The 15963-nt window shown below is 60.8% G+C and carries 10 protein-coding genes and 1 tRNA gene; 9 read left to right on the top strand and 2 right to left on the bottom strand.

Annotation, left to right across the window (positions count from 1 at the left end; genetic code table 11):
- Positions 1-62: 62 nt before the first annotated feature.
- Positions 63-632 carry a glycerol-3-phosphate 1-O-acyltransferase PlsY gene (gene plsY / locus V7773_RS14610; RefSeq protein ID WP_003206189.1) on the top strand — a complete coding sequence of 190 codons (570 nt, stop codon included), beginning with the start codon at positions 63-65 and terminating at the stop codon, positions 630-632.
- Between the two features lie 8 nt (positions 633-640).
- Here plsY and tsaD read toward each other — a convergent pair whose 3' ends face one another.
- On the bottom strand, positions 641-1666 hold the full coding sequence (tsaD, locus tag V7773_RS14615; RefSeq protein ID WP_336073976.1) for a tRNA (adenosine(37)-N6)-threonylcarbamoyltransferase complex transferase subunit TsaD: 1026 nt from the start codon (positions 1664-1666) through the stop codon (positions 641-643).
- Between the two features lie 199 nt (positions 1667-1865).
- On the opposite strand from tsaD, the gene rpsU reads away from it, so the two are divergent.
- From rpsU to V7773_RS14640, 5 genes are all read left to right on the top strand, one after another.
- Complete coding sequence (gene rpsU / locus V7773_RS14620) at positions 1866-2081, top strand: 30S ribosomal protein S21 (protein WP_002551877.1); 216 nt, start codon at positions 1866-1868, stop codon at positions 2079-2081.
- A gap of 456 nt (positions 2082-2537) precedes the next feature.
- The gene (gene dnaG / locus V7773_RS14625) at positions 2538-4496 is read left to right on the top strand and encodes a DNA primase (RefSeq protein ID WP_072342441.1); all 1959 of its coding nucleotides are present in this window, start codon (positions 2538-2540) and stop codon (positions 4494-4496) included.
- Positions 4497-4563: 67 nt separating this feature from the next.
- The gene (rpoD, locus tag V7773_RS14630) at positions 4564-6411 is read left to right on the top strand and encodes an RNA polymerase sigma factor RpoD (protein ID WP_336073977.1); all 1848 of its coding nucleotides are present in this window, start codon (positions 4564-4566) and stop codon (positions 6409-6411) included.
- 127 nt (positions 6412-6538) lie between these two features.
- Positions 6539-10282, top strand: coding sequence for a bifunctional diguanylate cyclase/phosphodiesterase (locus V7773_RS14635; RefSeq protein ID WP_336073978.1), 3744 nt, complete (start codon positions 6539-6541; stop codon positions 10280-10282).
- Positions 10283-10297: 15 nt separating this feature from the next.
- Positions 10298-10374: transfer RNA gene (locus tag V7773_RS14640), tRNA-Ile, on the top strand.
- 182 nt (positions 10375-10556) lie between these two features.
- Here the strand turns inward: V7773_RS14640 and V7773_RS14645 are convergent.
- Complete coding sequence (locus V7773_RS14645) at positions 10557-10808, bottom strand: helix-turn-helix transcriptional regulator (RefSeq protein ID WP_336073979.1); 252 nt, start codon at positions 10806-10808, stop codon at positions 10557-10559.
- Between the two features lie 263 nt (positions 10809-11071).
- On the opposite strand from V7773_RS14645, the gene V7773_RS14650 reads away from it, so the two are divergent.
- From V7773_RS14650 to V7773_RS14660, 3 genes are all read left to right on the top strand, one after another.
- Entirely contained in the window at positions 11072-13507 is a 2436-nt protein-coding gene (locus V7773_RS14650) for a hypothetical protein (RefSeq protein WP_442963487.1), read from the top strand.
- A 36-nt stretch (positions 13508-13543) separates the two neighbouring features.
- Positions 13544-14005, top strand: a complete 462-nt coding sequence (locus tag V7773_RS14655) for an Lrp/AsnC family transcriptional regulator (protein WP_018607342.1) — start codon at positions 13544-13546, stop codon at positions 14003-14005.
- Between the two features lie 267 nt (positions 14006-14272).
- Positions 14273-15955, top strand: a complete 1683-nt coding sequence (locus tag V7773_RS14660) for a flavin monoamine oxidase family protein (RefSeq protein ID WP_063324094.1) — start codon at positions 14273-14275, stop codon at positions 15953-15955.
- Positions 15956-15963 lie beyond the last annotated feature (8 nt).

Raw genomic sequence — 15963 nt, forward strand, 5'->3', positions numbered from 1 at the left:
GCAGCACGACAAGGGCGCAATGCGCCGTTAGAATCAGGGCGTCCTCGCCCGGAATAGTTAGCATGTTTTGGTTACTGGCGATTCTCGCCTACCTGCTCGGCTCGCTGTCCTTCGCCATTTTGCTCAGCCGCCTGACCGGTCGCCCGGATCCGCGAATGAGTGGCTCAGGCAATGCCGGCGCCACCAACATGCTGCGCCTGGCCGGACGCAAACTCGCCATCCTGACCCTGCTGGGCGACCTCTGCAAAGGCCTTGTCCCGGTATTGATCGCCAGCCTCGCAGGGCTCTCGTTGCAGCAACAGGCCTGGATTGGCGTCTGCGCCGTCATCGGCCATCTATTCCCGCTGTACTTTCGCTTTCGTGGCGGCAAGGGTGTCGCCACCGCCGCCGGCATGTTGCTGGGCCTGTACCCACCCGCCGCCCTGCTGGCTGTCTGTGCCTGGCTGCTGACGTTCTACCTGACCCGCACCAGCTCCCTGGCCGCGCTGATCGCCACGCCGCTGACCCTGCCGCTACTGGCCTGGCAGGAACCGGCGGCCTTGCTACCGATGACCGCGCTGGTTGCGCTGATCGTCTGGCGTCACCGGGGCAATCTACGCGACCTGTTCGCCGGGCGCGAACGGCATTTTTAAATGCCCTATCACAGGGGCGCCAACTGCTCCATCGGCCAGCGCGCCTGCACGCTGATCGCCAGGCTTTCGTGCTGGCCGGCCTGCAAGCGCTGGCAACCGGCAAAGGCAATCATCGCGCCGTTATCTGTACAGAACTCCGGCCGGGCGTAGTAAACGTCGCCCTTCATGTCGCCGAGCATTTTCTCCAGCGATGCCCGCAAGGCCTTGTTCGCGCTCACGCCGCCTGCGATCACCAGGCGCTTGAGCCCGGCCTGCTTGAGGGCACGCTTGCACTTGATGGTCAAAGTCTCCACCACGGCCTGCTGGAACGCCAGCGAGATGTCGCAACGGGCTTGTTCACTGTCGTCCCCGGCGCAGACGCACTGCTGCCAGGTGTTCAGGGCGAAGGTCTTCAACCCGCTGAAACTGAAATCCAGGCCGGGACGGTCGCACATCGGCCGCGGGAACACGAAACGCCCATCGACCCCTTGCGTCGCAAGCCGGGAAATTTCCGGCCCACCGGGATAATTGAGGCCCATCATTTTTGCAGTTTTGTCGAACGCTTCGCCGGCAGCATCATCGAGCGTCTCGCCGAGCAACTCGTATTGGCCGATGCCATCGACTCGAATGAGCTGCGTATGGCCGCCCGATACCAACAAAGCGACGAACGGAAATTGTGGCGGTTGCGACTCCAGCATCGGCGCCAGCAGGTGGCCTTCCATGTGATGCACGCCCAAGGCCGGAATCCCCCAGGCAAAGGCCAGCGCCTGGGCACAGGAGGCGCCCACCAGCAACGCGCCCACCAGGCCCGGGCCGGCGGTGTAGGCGATACCGTCGATCTCAGTCGGCACACAGTTGGCTTCGGCCAGGACCTGACGGATCAAGGGCAGCATGCGCTTGACGTGATCGCGGGAGGCAAGCTCCGGCACCACCCCGCCGTAGGCACGGTGCAGGTCGATCTGGCTGAACAGCGCATCGGCCAGCAGGCCACGTTCACTGTCGTAAAGTGCGACACCGGTTTCGTCGCAGGAGGTTTCTAATCCCAGTACTAGCATGGGTTTGCGCCTTGTAGAGGCTGAATTCGAAGGCGCGCATAATAGTCGCCGCGTTGTGCCCCGACCAGCGGTTTTCGATCAGAGGCTTTGCATTCCGAGCGTTGAGGGGTTAACATCCGCAACCCTTAAAAACCGACGTCTTCAAGTGCTCTTTTGCCGCGAGGATGTTGACCCCGGTAATGAATGAAGGTAGCTCTGGATGCCAGCCGTCAAAGTAAAAGAGAACGAACCCTTCGACGTAGCTCTGCGTCGTTTCAAGCGCTCCTGCGAAAAAGCCGGTGTTCTGGCTGAAGTTCGTAGCCGCGAATTCTACGAGAAGCCGACTTCTGAGCGTAAGCGCAAGGCAGCAGCCGCTGTTAAGCGTCACGCCAAGAAAGTTCAGCGCGAACAGCGCCGCGCCGTACGTCTGTACTAATACACAGACGTCCGTAGCAAGCTTCTGCCAAGCCCGGCCCTCAAGCCGGGCTTATGGCATTTGCGGAATAACGCTTGATGCTTCACTGTCAAAGTCGCAGACGCGACAAAGACAACCTGCTTCACCGCGTCAGACCTGGCTCTTTTGCCAGCGGTGCACGTCTTTCCTGACGAGCCTTCCAAGGCTACCGACGAGCACACCCTGATTCCTCTAACGACGATCAGCCCAAGGCACCTGCCTGCGTGTCCGCTTAGCCGTTACCGGACTCAGCGCAACACATTCAAACAGTCGAATACTGATAGTTATTAACGTCAGTGGATTATCGGCAGATACACTTCCCGACAGCGATGATGCAGACGACCCGGTCGAGCCACCGATTTAGCGTGCCTCAAACCCAGACCCGGTTACGCCTGCCGATTTCGGGTCCATATTTCGCGCAGTGATGATGAGAACGCCATGGCCGGGCTGATTCCCCAGAGCTTTATTGACGACCTCCTGAACCGCACCGACATCGTCGACGTGGTCAGCTCTCGCCTGCAAATGAAGAAAGCGGGCAAGAACTACACGGCCTGCTGCCCGTTCCATAAAGAAAAAACGCCTTCTTTCAGCGTCAGCCCCGACAAGCAGTTCTACTATTGCTTCGGCTGCGGCGCTGGCGGCAATGCCCTCGGCTTCATCATGGACCACGACAACCTGGACTTCCCCCAGGCCGTCGAAGAACTGGCCAAAGCCGCCGGCATGGAAATACCCCGGGAGGAAAGCGGTCGACAGCACAAGCCACGCCAACCGACCGATTCTCCGCTTTACCCACTGCTGACGGCGGCGGCGGATTTTTATCGCCAGGCCCTCAAAAGCCATCCGGCACGCAAGGCTGCGGTGGATTATCTCAAGGGCCGCGGCCTGACCGGCGAAATCGCCCGGGACTTCGGCCTCGGCTTCGCCCCGCCCGGCTGGGACAACCTGTACAAGCACCTAAGCAGCGATACGCTACAACAGCGCGCCATGATCGACGCCGGCCTGCTGATTGAAAATGCCGAAACCGGCAAGCGCTACGACCGCTTCCGCGACCGGGTCATGTTTCCGATCCGCGACACGCGCGGACGGATCATCGCCTTTGGTGGCCGGGTGCTGGGCGACGACAAGCCGAAATACCTGAACTCCCCGGAAACCCCGGTGTTCCATAAGGGCCAGGAACTCTATGGCCTGTACGAAGCACGCAAGAACAACCGCAACCTCGATGAAATCATTGTCGTCGAAGGCTACATGGACGTTATTGCCCTGGCCCAGCAAGGCCTGCGCAACGCCGTGGCGACCCTGGGCACGGCCACCAGCGAAGAGCACATGAAACGCCTGTTTCGTGTCGTGCCCAACGTGCTGTTCTGCTTCGACGGCGACCAGGCCGGTCGCAACGCCGCCTGGCGCGCCCTGGAAGCGACCTTGCCGTGCCTGCAGGACGGCCGGCGGGCACGCTTCCTGTTCCTGCCCGAGGGCGAGGACCCGGACACCCTGGTGCGCTCCGAAGGCACCGATGCGTTCCGTGCGCGGATCAACCAGCACGCACAGCCGTTGGCCGACTATTTTTTCCAGCAATTGACCGAAGAAGCTGATCCACGCTCCCTCGAAGGCAAGGCCCACATGGCCACCCTCGCGGCACCGTTGATCGACAAGGTGCCCGGCGCCAACCTGCGCACACTCATGCGCCAGCGCCTGAGCGAGATCACCGGCCTGAACAGTGAAGCGGTCAATCAACTGGTGCACAGCGCCCCCCAGGAGGCGCCACCGGCTTATGACCCGGGCATCGATTACGACGCGATGCCGGATTTCGCCGACTATCATCAACCTCAGCAGGATTACGCCCCCCAGCAGGAATGGACACCGAAAAAACCCGGCAGTGGCGGCAAGAAATGGGACAAGAAACCCTGGGACAAGAACGGCAAGCGCGGCGATCGCGACCAGCCACGTGCCCCGCGCGTGCCGGCCGCCGTCGAACCACCAACACTGGCCGCCTTGCGCACCTTGCTGCATCACCCGCAACTGGCGGAAAAAGTAGAGGACGCCGGGCACTTCGCCGCCGAGGACCACAGCAATACGCAATTGCTGGTTGCACTCCTTGAAGCCGTGCAGAAAAACCCCAAGCTAAACTCTTTCCAGTTGATTGCACGGTGGCACGGCACCGAGCAGGGGCGCTTGTTGAAGGCCCTGGCCGAGAAGGAATGGCTGATTGAGGGAGACAACCTTGAACAACAGTTTTTCGACACCATTACTAGCTTGTCCGCCCGCCAACGCGAGCGAAACCTGGAACAACTTCTGCGAAAAGCTCGCCAGAGCGAGTTGACCAGCGAAGAGAAAAACCAATTGCGCGACTTACTCAGCCGCAATGTTTGCGCATCAAACCCGACCTCAACTGGCGCGTGAGGTCACAGCTCAGGTATAATCCTCGGCTTGTTTTTTGCCCGCCAAGACCTTCAGTGGATAGGGTGTTATGTCCGGAAAAGCGCAACAGCAGTCTCGTATCAAAGAGTTGATCCTATTGGGTCGTGAGCAGGGCTACCTGACTTACGCGGAGGTCAACGACCACCTGCCGGAGGATATTTCAGATCCGGAACAGGTGGAAGACATCATCCGCATGATCAACGACATGGGGATCAACGTATTCGAGGTTGCTCCAGATAAGGATGCCCTTATGCTGGCCGACGCCGATACCGACGAGGCGGCCGCTGAAGAAGCGGCCGCAGCGTTGGCAGCGGTCGAGACCGACATTGGTCGCACCACGGACCCCGTGCGCATGTACATGCGTGAAATGGGTACGGTAGAGCTCCTCACACGTGAAGGCGAAATCGAAATCGCCAAGCGTATTGAAGAAGGCATCCGTGAAGTGATGGGCGCTATCGCGCACTTCCCTGGCACGGTTGACCATATTCTCTCCGAGTACACCCGCGTCACCACCGAAGGTGGCCGCCTGTCCGACGTCTTGAGCGGTTATATCGATCCGGACGACGGCATTGCGCCGCCTGCCGCCGAAGTGCCGCCACCGATCGACGCAAAAGCCGTCAAGGCCGACGACGACACCGATGACGACGACGCCGAAGCGAGCGACGACGAGGAAGAAGCCGAAAGCGGTCCGGATCCGATCATCGCAGCACAGCGTTTCGGCGCTGTGGCCGAGCAGATGGAAATCACCCGCAAGGCGCTGAAAAAGCACGGCCGCAACAACAAGCAGGCGATTGCCGAGCTGTTGGCACTGGCCGAGCTGTTCATGCCGATCAAGCTGGTACCCAAGCAATTCGAAGGCCTGGTCGAACGTGTTCGCAGCGCCCTGGATCGCTTGCGCCAGCAAGAGCGCGCGATCATGCAGCTTTGCGTGCGTGATGCCCGCATGCCGCGTGCCGATTTCCTGCGCCAGTTCCCTGGCAACGAAGTCGACGAAAGCTGGACCGATGCGCTGGCCAAGGGCAAGAGCAAATACGCTGAAGCCATTGCTCGCCTGCAACCGGACATCGTTCGCTGCCAGCAGAAGCTCAGTGCGCTGGAGGCCGAGACTGGCCTGAGCATCGCCGAGATCAAGGACATCAACCGTCGCATGTCGATCGGCGAGGCCAAGGCCCGTCGCGCGAAGAAAGAGATGGTCGAAGCGAACTTGCGTCTGGTGATCTCCATCGCCAAGAAGTACACCAACCGCGGCCTGCAATTCCTCGACCTGATCCAGGAAGGCAACATCGGCCTGATGAAGGCGGTGGACAAGTTCGAATACCGTCGCGGCTACAAGTTCTCGACTTATGCCACCTGGTGGATCCGTCAGGCGATCACTCGCTCGATCGCCGACCAGGCCCGCACCATCCGTATCCCGGTGCACATGATCGAGACGATCAACAAGCTCAACCGTATTTCCCGGCAGATGCTGCAGGAAATGGGTCGCGAACCGACGCCGGAAGAGCTGGGCGAACGCATGGAAATGCCCGAGGACAAGATCCGCAAGGTATTGAAGATCGCCAAAGAGCCGATCTCCATGGAAACCCCGATCGGTGATGACGAAGACTCCCATCTGGGTGACTTCATCGAAGACTCCACCATGCAGTCTCCGATCGATGTCGCCACTGTCGAGAGTCTCAAGGAAGCGACTCGCGAAGTACTCTCCGGCCTCACTGCCCGTGAAGCCAAGGTACTGCGCATGCGCTTCGGCATCGACATGAATACCGACCACACCCTTGAGGAAGTCGGTAAGCAGTTCGATGTAACCCGTGAGCGGATTCGTCAGATCGAAGCCAAGGCGTTGCGCAAACTGCGCCACCCGACGCGAAGCGAGCATCTGCGCTCCTTCCTCGACGAGTGACCTTCAAAACCCCCGGCCCTGCCGGGGGTTTTGCTATGCACAGATAAAATCCCCTTCGCTACGCTCCTCAGCACCCTGTTGCCCGTCTACACTCGAATCATCCTCACCAAGCCATGACGAGACAGTGATGCCCAGACTGACGGCCGCGCTTTTGCTGTCATTGATGACCTGGACCGCAACAGCTGGCGCGTTGACGCTCACCGACGAGGAGCTCCGCTGGCTCAAGGACCACCCCGACCTGCGCCTGGGTGTCGATGCCTCATGGCCGCCGTTTGAGTTTCGTGACGACCAGGGCCGCTATCAGGGCTTGGCCGCCGACTACGTCGACATCATTCGTGAACGGCTGGCCATCAAGCTCACACCCATCGAGCCGGTCAGCTGGACCGCCGTGCTGGAGCAGGTCGCACAGGGCAAGATAGACCTTTTGCCGGGCATCATGTCCACACCGGAGCGTCAGAACTACCTGGCATTTACCCGCCCTTACCTGGATTTCCCCATCGTCATCCTGGCCCACCGCGGTGGCGCCCAGCCGCACAACCTCAAGGAACTGTACGGGCTGAAAATAGCCGTGGTGGAGAACTATGCCCCCCATGAATTGCTGCGCAACCACCACCCCGACCTGAACCTCGTGGCGCTGCCCAACGTCAGTTCAGCCCTGCAAGCCCTGGCGACCGACGAGGTGGACGCGGTAGTGGGTGATCTGGCCTCCAGCGTCTGGAGCCTGCGTCAACTCAAGCTCGAAGGCCTTTATGTCAGCGGGGAAACGCCGTATCGCTATCAGTTGGCAATGGCCGTCCCTCGAGACAACAAGATATTGGTGGGCATCCTGGACAAGGTCATGGCGGACATGAGCCCCGCCGAAGTTGCCGAGATCCAGCAGAAGTGGGTCGGCAATGTGCACGACTACCGCCAGCTCTGGTCAGACTTGCTGCTTTACGGCCTGCCTGCGTTGCTGCTCCTGGTCGGCATACTGGCAGTGGTGATTCGCATCAACCGCCGACTCAGCTCGGAAATCGCCCGGCGGGTCGAGCTGGAACAGGAGCTGCGCAGCAGTGAATACCATTACCGTGGGCTGGTGGAGAGCCTGTCGGCCATCGCCTGGGAGGCAAGGGTCAGCGACTTCACTTACAGCTACGTTTCGCCCCACGCCGAAGACTTGCTGGGCTATCCCCTTTCCCATTGGCTGATACCGGGCTTCTGGCGCAACATCATTCATCCCGCCGACCTGATCCGTGCCCAGACCTATTGCGATCATGAAGTGCTGGCGGGTCGCGACCACTGCATCGATTATCGTGTGATCACTGCCGATGGCCGTTGCCTGTGGGTGCGCGATATTGTCAGCCTGATCGAACACGGGCACGAACCGGTGATGCGCGGGCTAATGATCGACATCAGCGAAGCCAAGCGCACCGAGGAAGCCCTGCGCCTTTCGGAGCAGAAATTTGCCTCGGTGTTCCGCCAGTGCCCGGACATCCTGGTGATTGCACGGTTGTTGGACGGTTGCCTGCTGGAGGTCAACAAGGCCTTCGAAGAGCAGATCGGCCTGAGCGCCGCCGAGGTGGTGGGACACAGCGCAACCGAACTGAATATCTGGGGCATCCAGGGCGTGGGGCCGGGCCTGTTGCAGCGCTTGCAGGCCGGTAGCATTCGCAACCTGGAAATGCCCTTCCGCCGTAGCAATGGCCAGGTGTTCACCGGGCTGATCTCCGCCGAGCCCTTCGACCTCGACACGACGCCAGCCCTGGTCGTGGTGGTGCGGGACATCAGCCAGCTCAAGGAAACCCAGCAGCAATTGCAGACATCCGAAGAGAAGTTTGCCAAGGCGTTCCACGCCTCGCCCGATGGCCTGCTGTTGTCCCGGCAAAGCGACGGCCTGCTGATCGAAGTCAACGAAGGCTTCAGTCGCATTACCGGTTTCAACAGTGCCCTGTCGGTGGACCGCTCTACCCTGGACCTGGGCATCTGGGTCAACCTCAACGAGCGAAAGCAGATGCTCGACCTGCTGAAGCGGGACGGCTTCGTCAGGGACTTCAGCTGCCACATCCGTCGCAACGACGGGCAGATCCGGCTCTGCGAAGTCTCCAGTCGCCCGCTGCCCATCGGCAACGAAGACTGCATGCTGACCATCGCCCGGGACATCACCGAACGCCATCTCATGCAGGAGAAACTGCAACAGGCCGCCACCGTGTTCGAAAGCACTGCCGAAGGCGTGCTGATCACCGATACGCAACAGCACATCAGCGCGGTAAACCGAGCCTTCACTGAAATCACCGGCTACAGCGAAACCGAAGCCTTGGGCCATACGCCCCGGTTGTTGGCTTCCGGCCTGCACGACAGCGCGTTTTACGCCGCGATGTGGCATCAGTTGACGGCCGAAGGGCACTGGCAAGGAGAGATCTCCAACCGACGCAAGAACGGCGAGCTGTACCCCAGTTGGCTGACCATCAGCGCGGTGCGCAATCGGGACCGACAGATCACCCATTTCGTCGCGGTCTTCGCCGATATCTCCAGCCTCAAACACGCCCAGGCCCGTCTCGACTACCAGGCCCACCACGACCCGCTGACCGGCCTGCCGAATCGCACGCTGTTCGAAAGCCGCTTGCTGGCAGCTCTCAATGGCCAGCAGGAAAACGGTAGCCAGGGTGCCGTGCTGTTCCTGGACCTGGACCGCTTCAAGCACATCAATGACAGCCTCGGACACCCGGTCGGCGACCTGTTGCTCAAGGGCATTGCCGTGCGCTTGCGCGAGCAGTTGCGCGACATCGACACCGTGGCGCGCCTGGGCGGCGACGAGTTCATTATCCTGCTGCCGGGCCTGCAACAGCCCAGCGATGCGGAGCACATCGCCCAAAAACTGTTGAACTGCTTTGCCGCTCCGTTCCAGGCCGGCGAGCACGAGTTCTTCATCAGTGCCAGCATCGGTACCAGCCTCTACCCGCAGGACGGCTGCGACGTCGCCACGCTGGTGAAGAATGCCGACGCGGCGATGTACCGTTCCAAGGCCAAGGGACGCAACCGGGTGGAAAGCTATACCCGCGACCTCACCGCCCAGGCCAGCGAACGAGTGGCCTTGGAGCATGAGCTACGGCGGGCGATTGAACGCAACGAGTTGTCATTGTCCTTCCAACCCAAAATCAGCCTCGTCGACAACCAACTGGTAGGTGCCGAAGCATTGATCCGCTGGACGCACCCCACGTTTGGCGACGTGCCGCCGGAACACTTCATCCCCCTGGCGGAAGAAAACGGCATGATCCTGCAAATCGGCGACTGGGTACTGGAGCGCGCCTGCCGGCAACTGTGTGAATGGAATGACGCCTACGACAGCCTCGGCCCTCTTTCGGTCAATCTGGCCGGAGCCCAGTTGCGTCAACCCAATCTACTGGGGCGCATCGAACAACTGCTGCGAGAGCACCAGCTCGAACCCGGCTTATTGCAACTGGAAATTACCGAAAACTTCATCATGAGCCAGGCCGAAGAGGCCCTGACAGTGCTGCACCAGCTGAAAAAACTCGGCGTGCAATTGGCCATCGACGACTTCGGCACGGGCTATTCCTCCCTGAGCTACCTCAAGCGCCTGCCACTGGACATCCTCAAGATCGACCAATCCTTCGTCCGCGGCCTGCCCGACGACCCCCACGACGCGGCCATCGTACGGGCAATCATCGCCCTGGGCCGCAGCATGCAATTCACCATCATCGCCGAGGGCGTCGAAACCCTGGCCCAACAGCAATTCCTGACCGAGGAAGGTTGCGAACAGATCCAGGGCTACATCGTCAGCCTGCCCCTGTGCGCCGAGGAATTTGCCGCAACGTTTCTTCGTGTGCGCGTATCGGATTTTTCGGATAGCACAGCCGAGAAACCGTCGCTATAATCCGCGACCTACTGAGGGCCTATAGCTCAGTTGGTTAGAGCAGAGGACTCATAATCCTTTGGTCCACGGTTCGAGTCCGTGTGGGCCCACCATACAAAAAGCCGCGCATCGCGCGGCTTTTGCGTTCTTGAGCCTGTTGACTCTTGCGCCCTAGGCGAAGGTCTTCATAAATGGCTCAGCACACTGCCTGATGGCTGCGACCACATTCGGTGCCTGTTCACAAAGTTCAGTCAAGCGGGCCAGCACTTGTTCCAGTGTTTGCAACTGGTCGTCATCAGTCGAACACTCCCTGGATTTCCTCAAGCGTAGGCATCGCAGCCGGTACCACGGCGAACTCACAATCCAGGGCCCCCAGGACTCGTGCATAGGCAAGCATCCCCACCGACGGGTCACCCTTTTCGATGGCAATGACCTTCTGCCGAGTGACACCTGCCAAGGTAGCGAGATTGGCCTGGGTCAGGCCGCGATTGCGGCGGCGCTTGCGAACCTGCTCGCCCAGACGCAGGAGGATGAGGGAATAATCCATGTTATGTATACAAGACAAATAAGATTAAATGTAACGTATACCTAACTTCTCAAAAAATCAAAGCAGATATGCCCTCGAAGTTAACGTGCTCACCTTTCACCGGAACATCCGTCCCCCGAATCGACTTCAAAAGCTCTCCGTTGCTTGACCGCGATAGCAACTTTGGCAACTGGCCGCCCCCTTTCCTTGTTCCTCGACTCACCTGGAAGTAATACTCTGGGGAATTAACGACGGGCGAGGCCCGTTCAACCTCTTCAAGCGAGATCCCCATCATCGCCAGCCCCAGCCTCTCCCGACTGTTTCTCGAACTGTTCTGGCAACTCGGCATCCTGCTGGTGCCGGCTTTTTTCGTCACGATATTGCCGCCCCCATTAGCTTTGTTGGCGGTGTTGTTCTTCGGCCTGCTGATGGGGCTTTCCGCGCGATTCGGTTTTCTGTCGGCCGGGCGAGTCTGTGGCAGGCTGATCGTCGGCGCCGTGTTCGGCCTGGGTTTCAGTGTGGGTCGGGCCTTGCCTGAGTGGTGGGGCATCCTGGCGGCCATCGCCAGCATCGGCGTCGGGCTAGCGTGTGTCAGCACCTGGGAGCGGCGCCTGGGCTTGGTGCCCGTTTCCGGCAAAGGCGCCAGTGCCTGGGGTGGAAGCGAGCCGCAACTGACGCCTGAAGGCGAGCCGATCCGGGTGTTCAACCACAGTGAAATCGCCATGGGTGGCCCCACCTATTGCGACTATCTGTTTCCCGATGGCGTGCTCCTGCAAGGCCTTGGCTCTTCGTCCATGTTCTCCCGCGACGGGCGCTATTTTGCGGCGACAGTACCGTCCCGGCAGAACTGGGGGCTGGTCGTCCTCGATCGTCAACAGCGCCAGGTGTACCGCTGTGCCGACAGCGAACTCTGGGAGTTGGACGCTTTTGATCTCGGCGTGTTGAGCGGACGCCATAGCCCGCTGGTGGACGACAGCGTTCGCGAAATCCGACTGGATGAGTTGCTCCAGACGGCCAGCGTTACCCACCTGGTCGCCTTCGCCGACCTGTGGCTGGACTCCGATTGGCATCCCGAGCAGGTTCAACATACCTTCGAGCGGCGTTCTGCGGACGGCCAGCACTGCCTGCGGGGCGACATTGCCTTACCCGCGACATTTCGCGACCTGGCCCAGCCGCTGGAACCGCTGGTTTCACCGCGCTACGCCATCAGCGTCAACGGGCAACCGTCCGGCCTGTTGATGGCGGCCGATGCGCCGCTGGTATGGAGCAGCGATCAACGCGCCCTGGTGTGTCTGGCCCAGGAACAAACCCCTCATGCAGACGGCGACCAGTATTGGCTGTGGCAGCTGGACCTGGGCTGGCGCGCCCTGCCCTCGCCTTGGGTGAAGAGCGAAACAGAACCGTCCTTCTATTGGCACGAGTTGCTGGGTCTCGACGCAAGCCATGTGCAGATCGGCTCGTACCTTGACTATCCGCGGCCGGGCTCCGGGCGTTATGGCTACCGCTTGGACAGCATCCACGGCGATACCGAGACCCAGATCGGCCACGACGCCCAAGGTCGCGTGCAGGTTGGCGAATTTGCACTGACCCGCATGACCATCGCCATGCCGTTGGACAGCCAAGGCCAGCGCGGCGATTCATCCATCGAAACGCAGCCGATGCAGGACGGGGTGCGCGCGCGGTTGACCTGGCTTGGCGATAATCCCGATGGGCTGGGCGGTTATCGCTGTCAGATCGGCGACTGGCAATTACCTGGCCGCTGGTTGTTGGACCATCGGGTCTCCGATTGCGGGCGTTACCTGGCCCTGCTGCCCTTCGACGGTGCCACGACGGTCGCAACCCACGGGGTGGTCGCCGATCTGAAGGAACGACAGCTGCTGCCGGGGCCCGCGATGTGGGTCGCCCGCCTGCTCGATTTCCGCGCCGGTCGGCTGAGCCTGGCAGTGGTTGCCGGACGTCTTGATCAAGACCTGGAGAGCAGCGCGCTGCAACGCTTCAACATCCCCGCGCCACAGAGCGATAGCGTCCCTTCGTTCTTTCAATCCGACGAACAATCCCGGCTGTTCTACAACACCGTGGAGCTGCAGGTGAGCGATACACACCTGCACAGCGTTGCCCCTTGGCGCCTGGTGGATTGTCCGCAAGTGGCCAACGCCGACGGTGACTTCATCCAGCCTGCCCCCGACCATCAGGATGCCGCCTGGCTGTTCGGCAGCGAAACGGAATATGCCGACAGTTGGGTGCGTGCACAGGCGCCCCGGCTCGGAGGCCATTTGCTGACAGCCTCAGGCTGCGCGTTGGTTGATCTGGCACCGTCGATGATCTGGTCGACGGATAGCCGTTACCTGGCCCTGACCTGCATGGCAACCGATGTGACAGAACAGTGTGGCAGTTATCGAGGCTGGCAATTGCTGCTCCTGGATGTCCAGGAACACACGTTGCGGGTGCATCCGCAGTGGCTGGGCAATCGGCCGCTGTTTGAAAGCTTCGACGACGAACAGCTGCATGTACGCTGCTTTGAGCGCGATTGGGAAGCGCAAGACGATGACGACCCAGGCTCAGTGCAGTCATTCTCACTGGATCTCTTGTTGCAGTTGCCCACCGAACAGTTGGTTTGCCAGGACGGTCTCTGGTTCAGGACTTCACAGGTACACCGGGCGTGCGCCTGGCGCGCACTGGCTTTGCCTGCCATCGACTATTTCTCACATGAGAGCCTGTAACATGCTCGCCATCGAATGCCTGCGCCGGAGCCCACTTTGACTGATACCCGCCCTCCCGTCCTCGACGAAATCGACCGGCAGCTGATTGCGGCGCTGCAAATCAACGCCCGGGAAAGCGTCGCCATGCTCGCCCGGCAATTGGGTATCGCCCGCACGACCGTGACCTCGCGGCTGGCACGCCTGGAAAAGACCAAAGTGATTACCGGATATGGCGTGCGCCTGGGCCAACGAGTGATTGACGGCGGCTTGCAGGCTTACGTCGGCATCAAGGTCCAGCCGCGTTCCGGCAAGGACGTGCTGCGACGCTTGAGCGCCATGGCCCAGGTCCAGCAACTGTGCGCGGTCAGCGGTGAGTTCGACTATGTCGCCTGGTTGCGCACGGACTCGCCGGAACAGCTGGACCAGTTGCTGGACCAGATCGGCAGCGTGGACGGTGTGGAGAAGACCACCACCTCGATCATCCTCAGCAGCAAGATCGATCGAGGCCAGCCGGTCTAAGCCCTGCGTCACTTGACCTGTGTGCGAGCTCGCTCGCGACGGCACTCAGCACCTTCATGCACTGACGCACCGCTATCGCGAGCAAGCTCGCTCCCACAGTGGACAGGTTTCGTCATTATGATTTACGGATAGATCAAAACGACTGCCATGCACTCAAAACGACGACATATTGTGTCTTATTAACGTGTTCCACCCTCCCTAAAATGGCTGGCATCTTTCCTATACTCAGACGCGAACACCGCGTCGAGTCGCCCATCAAGGTCAGCCATGAACAAGAACAATCGCCACCCAGCAGACGGTAAGAAGCCCATCACCATTTTCGGGCCGGACTTTCCTTTCGCCTTTGACGACTGGATCGAGCATCCGGCTGGCCTGGGCAGCATACCCGCCCACAACCACGGCACCGAAGTGGCGATTGTCGGGGCCGGGATCGCCGGCCTGGTGGCGGCGTACGAGCTGATGAAGCTGGGTCTCAAACCCGTGGTCTACGAGGCGTCGAAGATGGGTGGGCGCCTGCGCTCACAAGCGTTCAATGGTGCCGAAGGGGTGATCGCCGAGCTGGGCGGCATGCGTTTTCCGGTGTCCTCCACCGCGTTCTACCATTACGTCGACAAGCTGGGCCTGGAGACCAAACCATTCCCCAACCCGCTGACCCCCGCGTCCGGCAGCACGGTCATCGACCTGGAAGGCCAGACCTACTACGCACAGAAACTGGCGGACCTTCCCGCGCTGTTCCAGGAAGTCGCCGACGCCTGGGCCGATGCGCTGGAGGATGGTTCGCGCTTCGGCGACATCCAGCAGGCGATCCGCGACCGCGACGTGCCACGCCTCAAGGCGCTGTGGAACACCTTGGTGCCACTGTGGGACGACCGCACCTTCTACGACTTCGTCGCCACCTCCAAGGCCTTCGCCAAGCTCTCGTTCCAGCACCGCGAAGTGTTCGGCCAGGTCGGTTTCGGCACCGGCGGCTGGGATTCGGACTTCCCCAATTCGATGCTGGAAATCTTCCGTGTCGTGATGACCAACTGCGACGACCACCAGCACCTGGTGGTCGGCGGCGTCGAGCAGGTGCCCCACGGCATCTGGAACCACGTGCCGGAACGCTGCGCGCACTGGCCGCAAGGGACCAGCCTGAATTCGCTGCACCTGGGTGCCCCACGCAGCGGCGTGAAGCGCATCGCCCGCGCGGCTGATGGCCGATTCAGCGTGACCGACGTCTGGGACAACACCCGCGAGTACGCCGCTGTGCTGGTCACCTGCCAGAGTTGGCTGCTGACCACCCAGATCGAATGCGAAGAAGCGCTGTTCTCGCAAAAAATGTGGATGGCCCTGGACCGCACCCGCTACATGCAATCGTCGAAGACCTTCGTGATGGTCGACCGGCCATTCTGGAAGGACAAGGACCCGGAGACCGGCCGCGACCTGATGAGCATGACCCTGACCGACCGTCTTACCCGTGGCACCTACCTGTTCGACAACGGGGACGACAAGCCAGGGGTGATTTGCCTATCGTATTCCTGGATGAGCGACGCGCTGAAAATGCTCCCGCACCCGGTGGAAAAACGCGTGAAGCTGGCCCTCGATGCCCTGAAGAAAATCTATCCCAAGGTGGACATCGCCGCGCGGATCATCGGCGATCCGATTACCGTGTCCTGGGAAGCCGACCCGCATTTCCTCGGCGCGTTCAAGGGCGCCCTGCCCGGCCACTATCGCTACAACCAGCGTATGTATGCGCATTTCATGCAGGACGACATGCCGGCCGAACAACGCGGGATCTTTATCGCCGGTGATGACGTCTCATGGACACCGGCCTGGGTCGAAGGCGCGGTACAGACCTCACTCAATGCCGTGTGGGGAATCATGAAGCACTTCGGCGGTGAAACTCACGCCGAGAACCCGGGTCCTGGTGATGTGTTCCACGAGATCGGTCCGATCGCCCTGCCCGAATAAAAGGAGTT

Origin of the sequence: Pseudomonas sp. 3JA (assembly GCF_036961705.1) — a bacterium.
Taxonomy (GTDB): Bacteria; Pseudomonadota; Gammaproteobacteria; order Pseudomonadales; family Pseudomonadaceae; genus Aquipseudomonas; species Aquipseudomonas fluorescens_Q.

What these genes read in the sequence shown, in the direction of transcription:
- plsY (WP_003206189.1), top strand. Translation starts at nt 63, where the DNA reads ATGTTTTGGTTACTGGCGATTCTCGCCTACCTGCTCGGCTCGCTGTCC.
- tsaD (WP_336073976.1), bottom strand. Translation starts at nt 1,666, where the DNA reads ATGCTAGTACTGGGATTAGAAACCTCCTGCGACGAAACCGGTGTCGCA.
- rpsU (WP_002551877.1), top strand. Translation starts at nt 1,866, where the DNA reads ATGCCAGCCGTCAAAGTAAAAGAGAACGAACCCTTCGACGTAGCTCTG.
- dnaG (WP_072342441.1), top strand. Translation starts at nt 2,538, where the DNA reads ATGGCCGGGCTGATTCCCCAGAGCTTTATTGACGACCTCCTGAACCGC.
- rpoD (WP_336073977.1), top strand. Translation starts at nt 4,564, where the DNA reads ATGTCCGGAAAAGCGCAACAGCAGTCTCGTATCAAAGAGTTGATCCTA.
- V7773_RS14635 (WP_336073978.1), top strand. Translation starts at nt 6,539, where the DNA reads ATGCCCAGACTGACGGCCGCGCTTTTGCTGTCATTGATGACCTGGACC.
- V7773_RS14645 (WP_336073979.1), bottom strand. Translation starts at nt 10,808, where the DNA reads ATGGATTATTCCCTCATCCTCCTGCGTCTGGGCGAGCAGGTTCGCAAG.
- V7773_RS14660 (WP_063324094.1), top strand. Translation starts at nt 14,273, where the DNA reads ATGAACAAGAACAATCGCCACCCAGCAGACGGTAAGAAGCCCATCACC.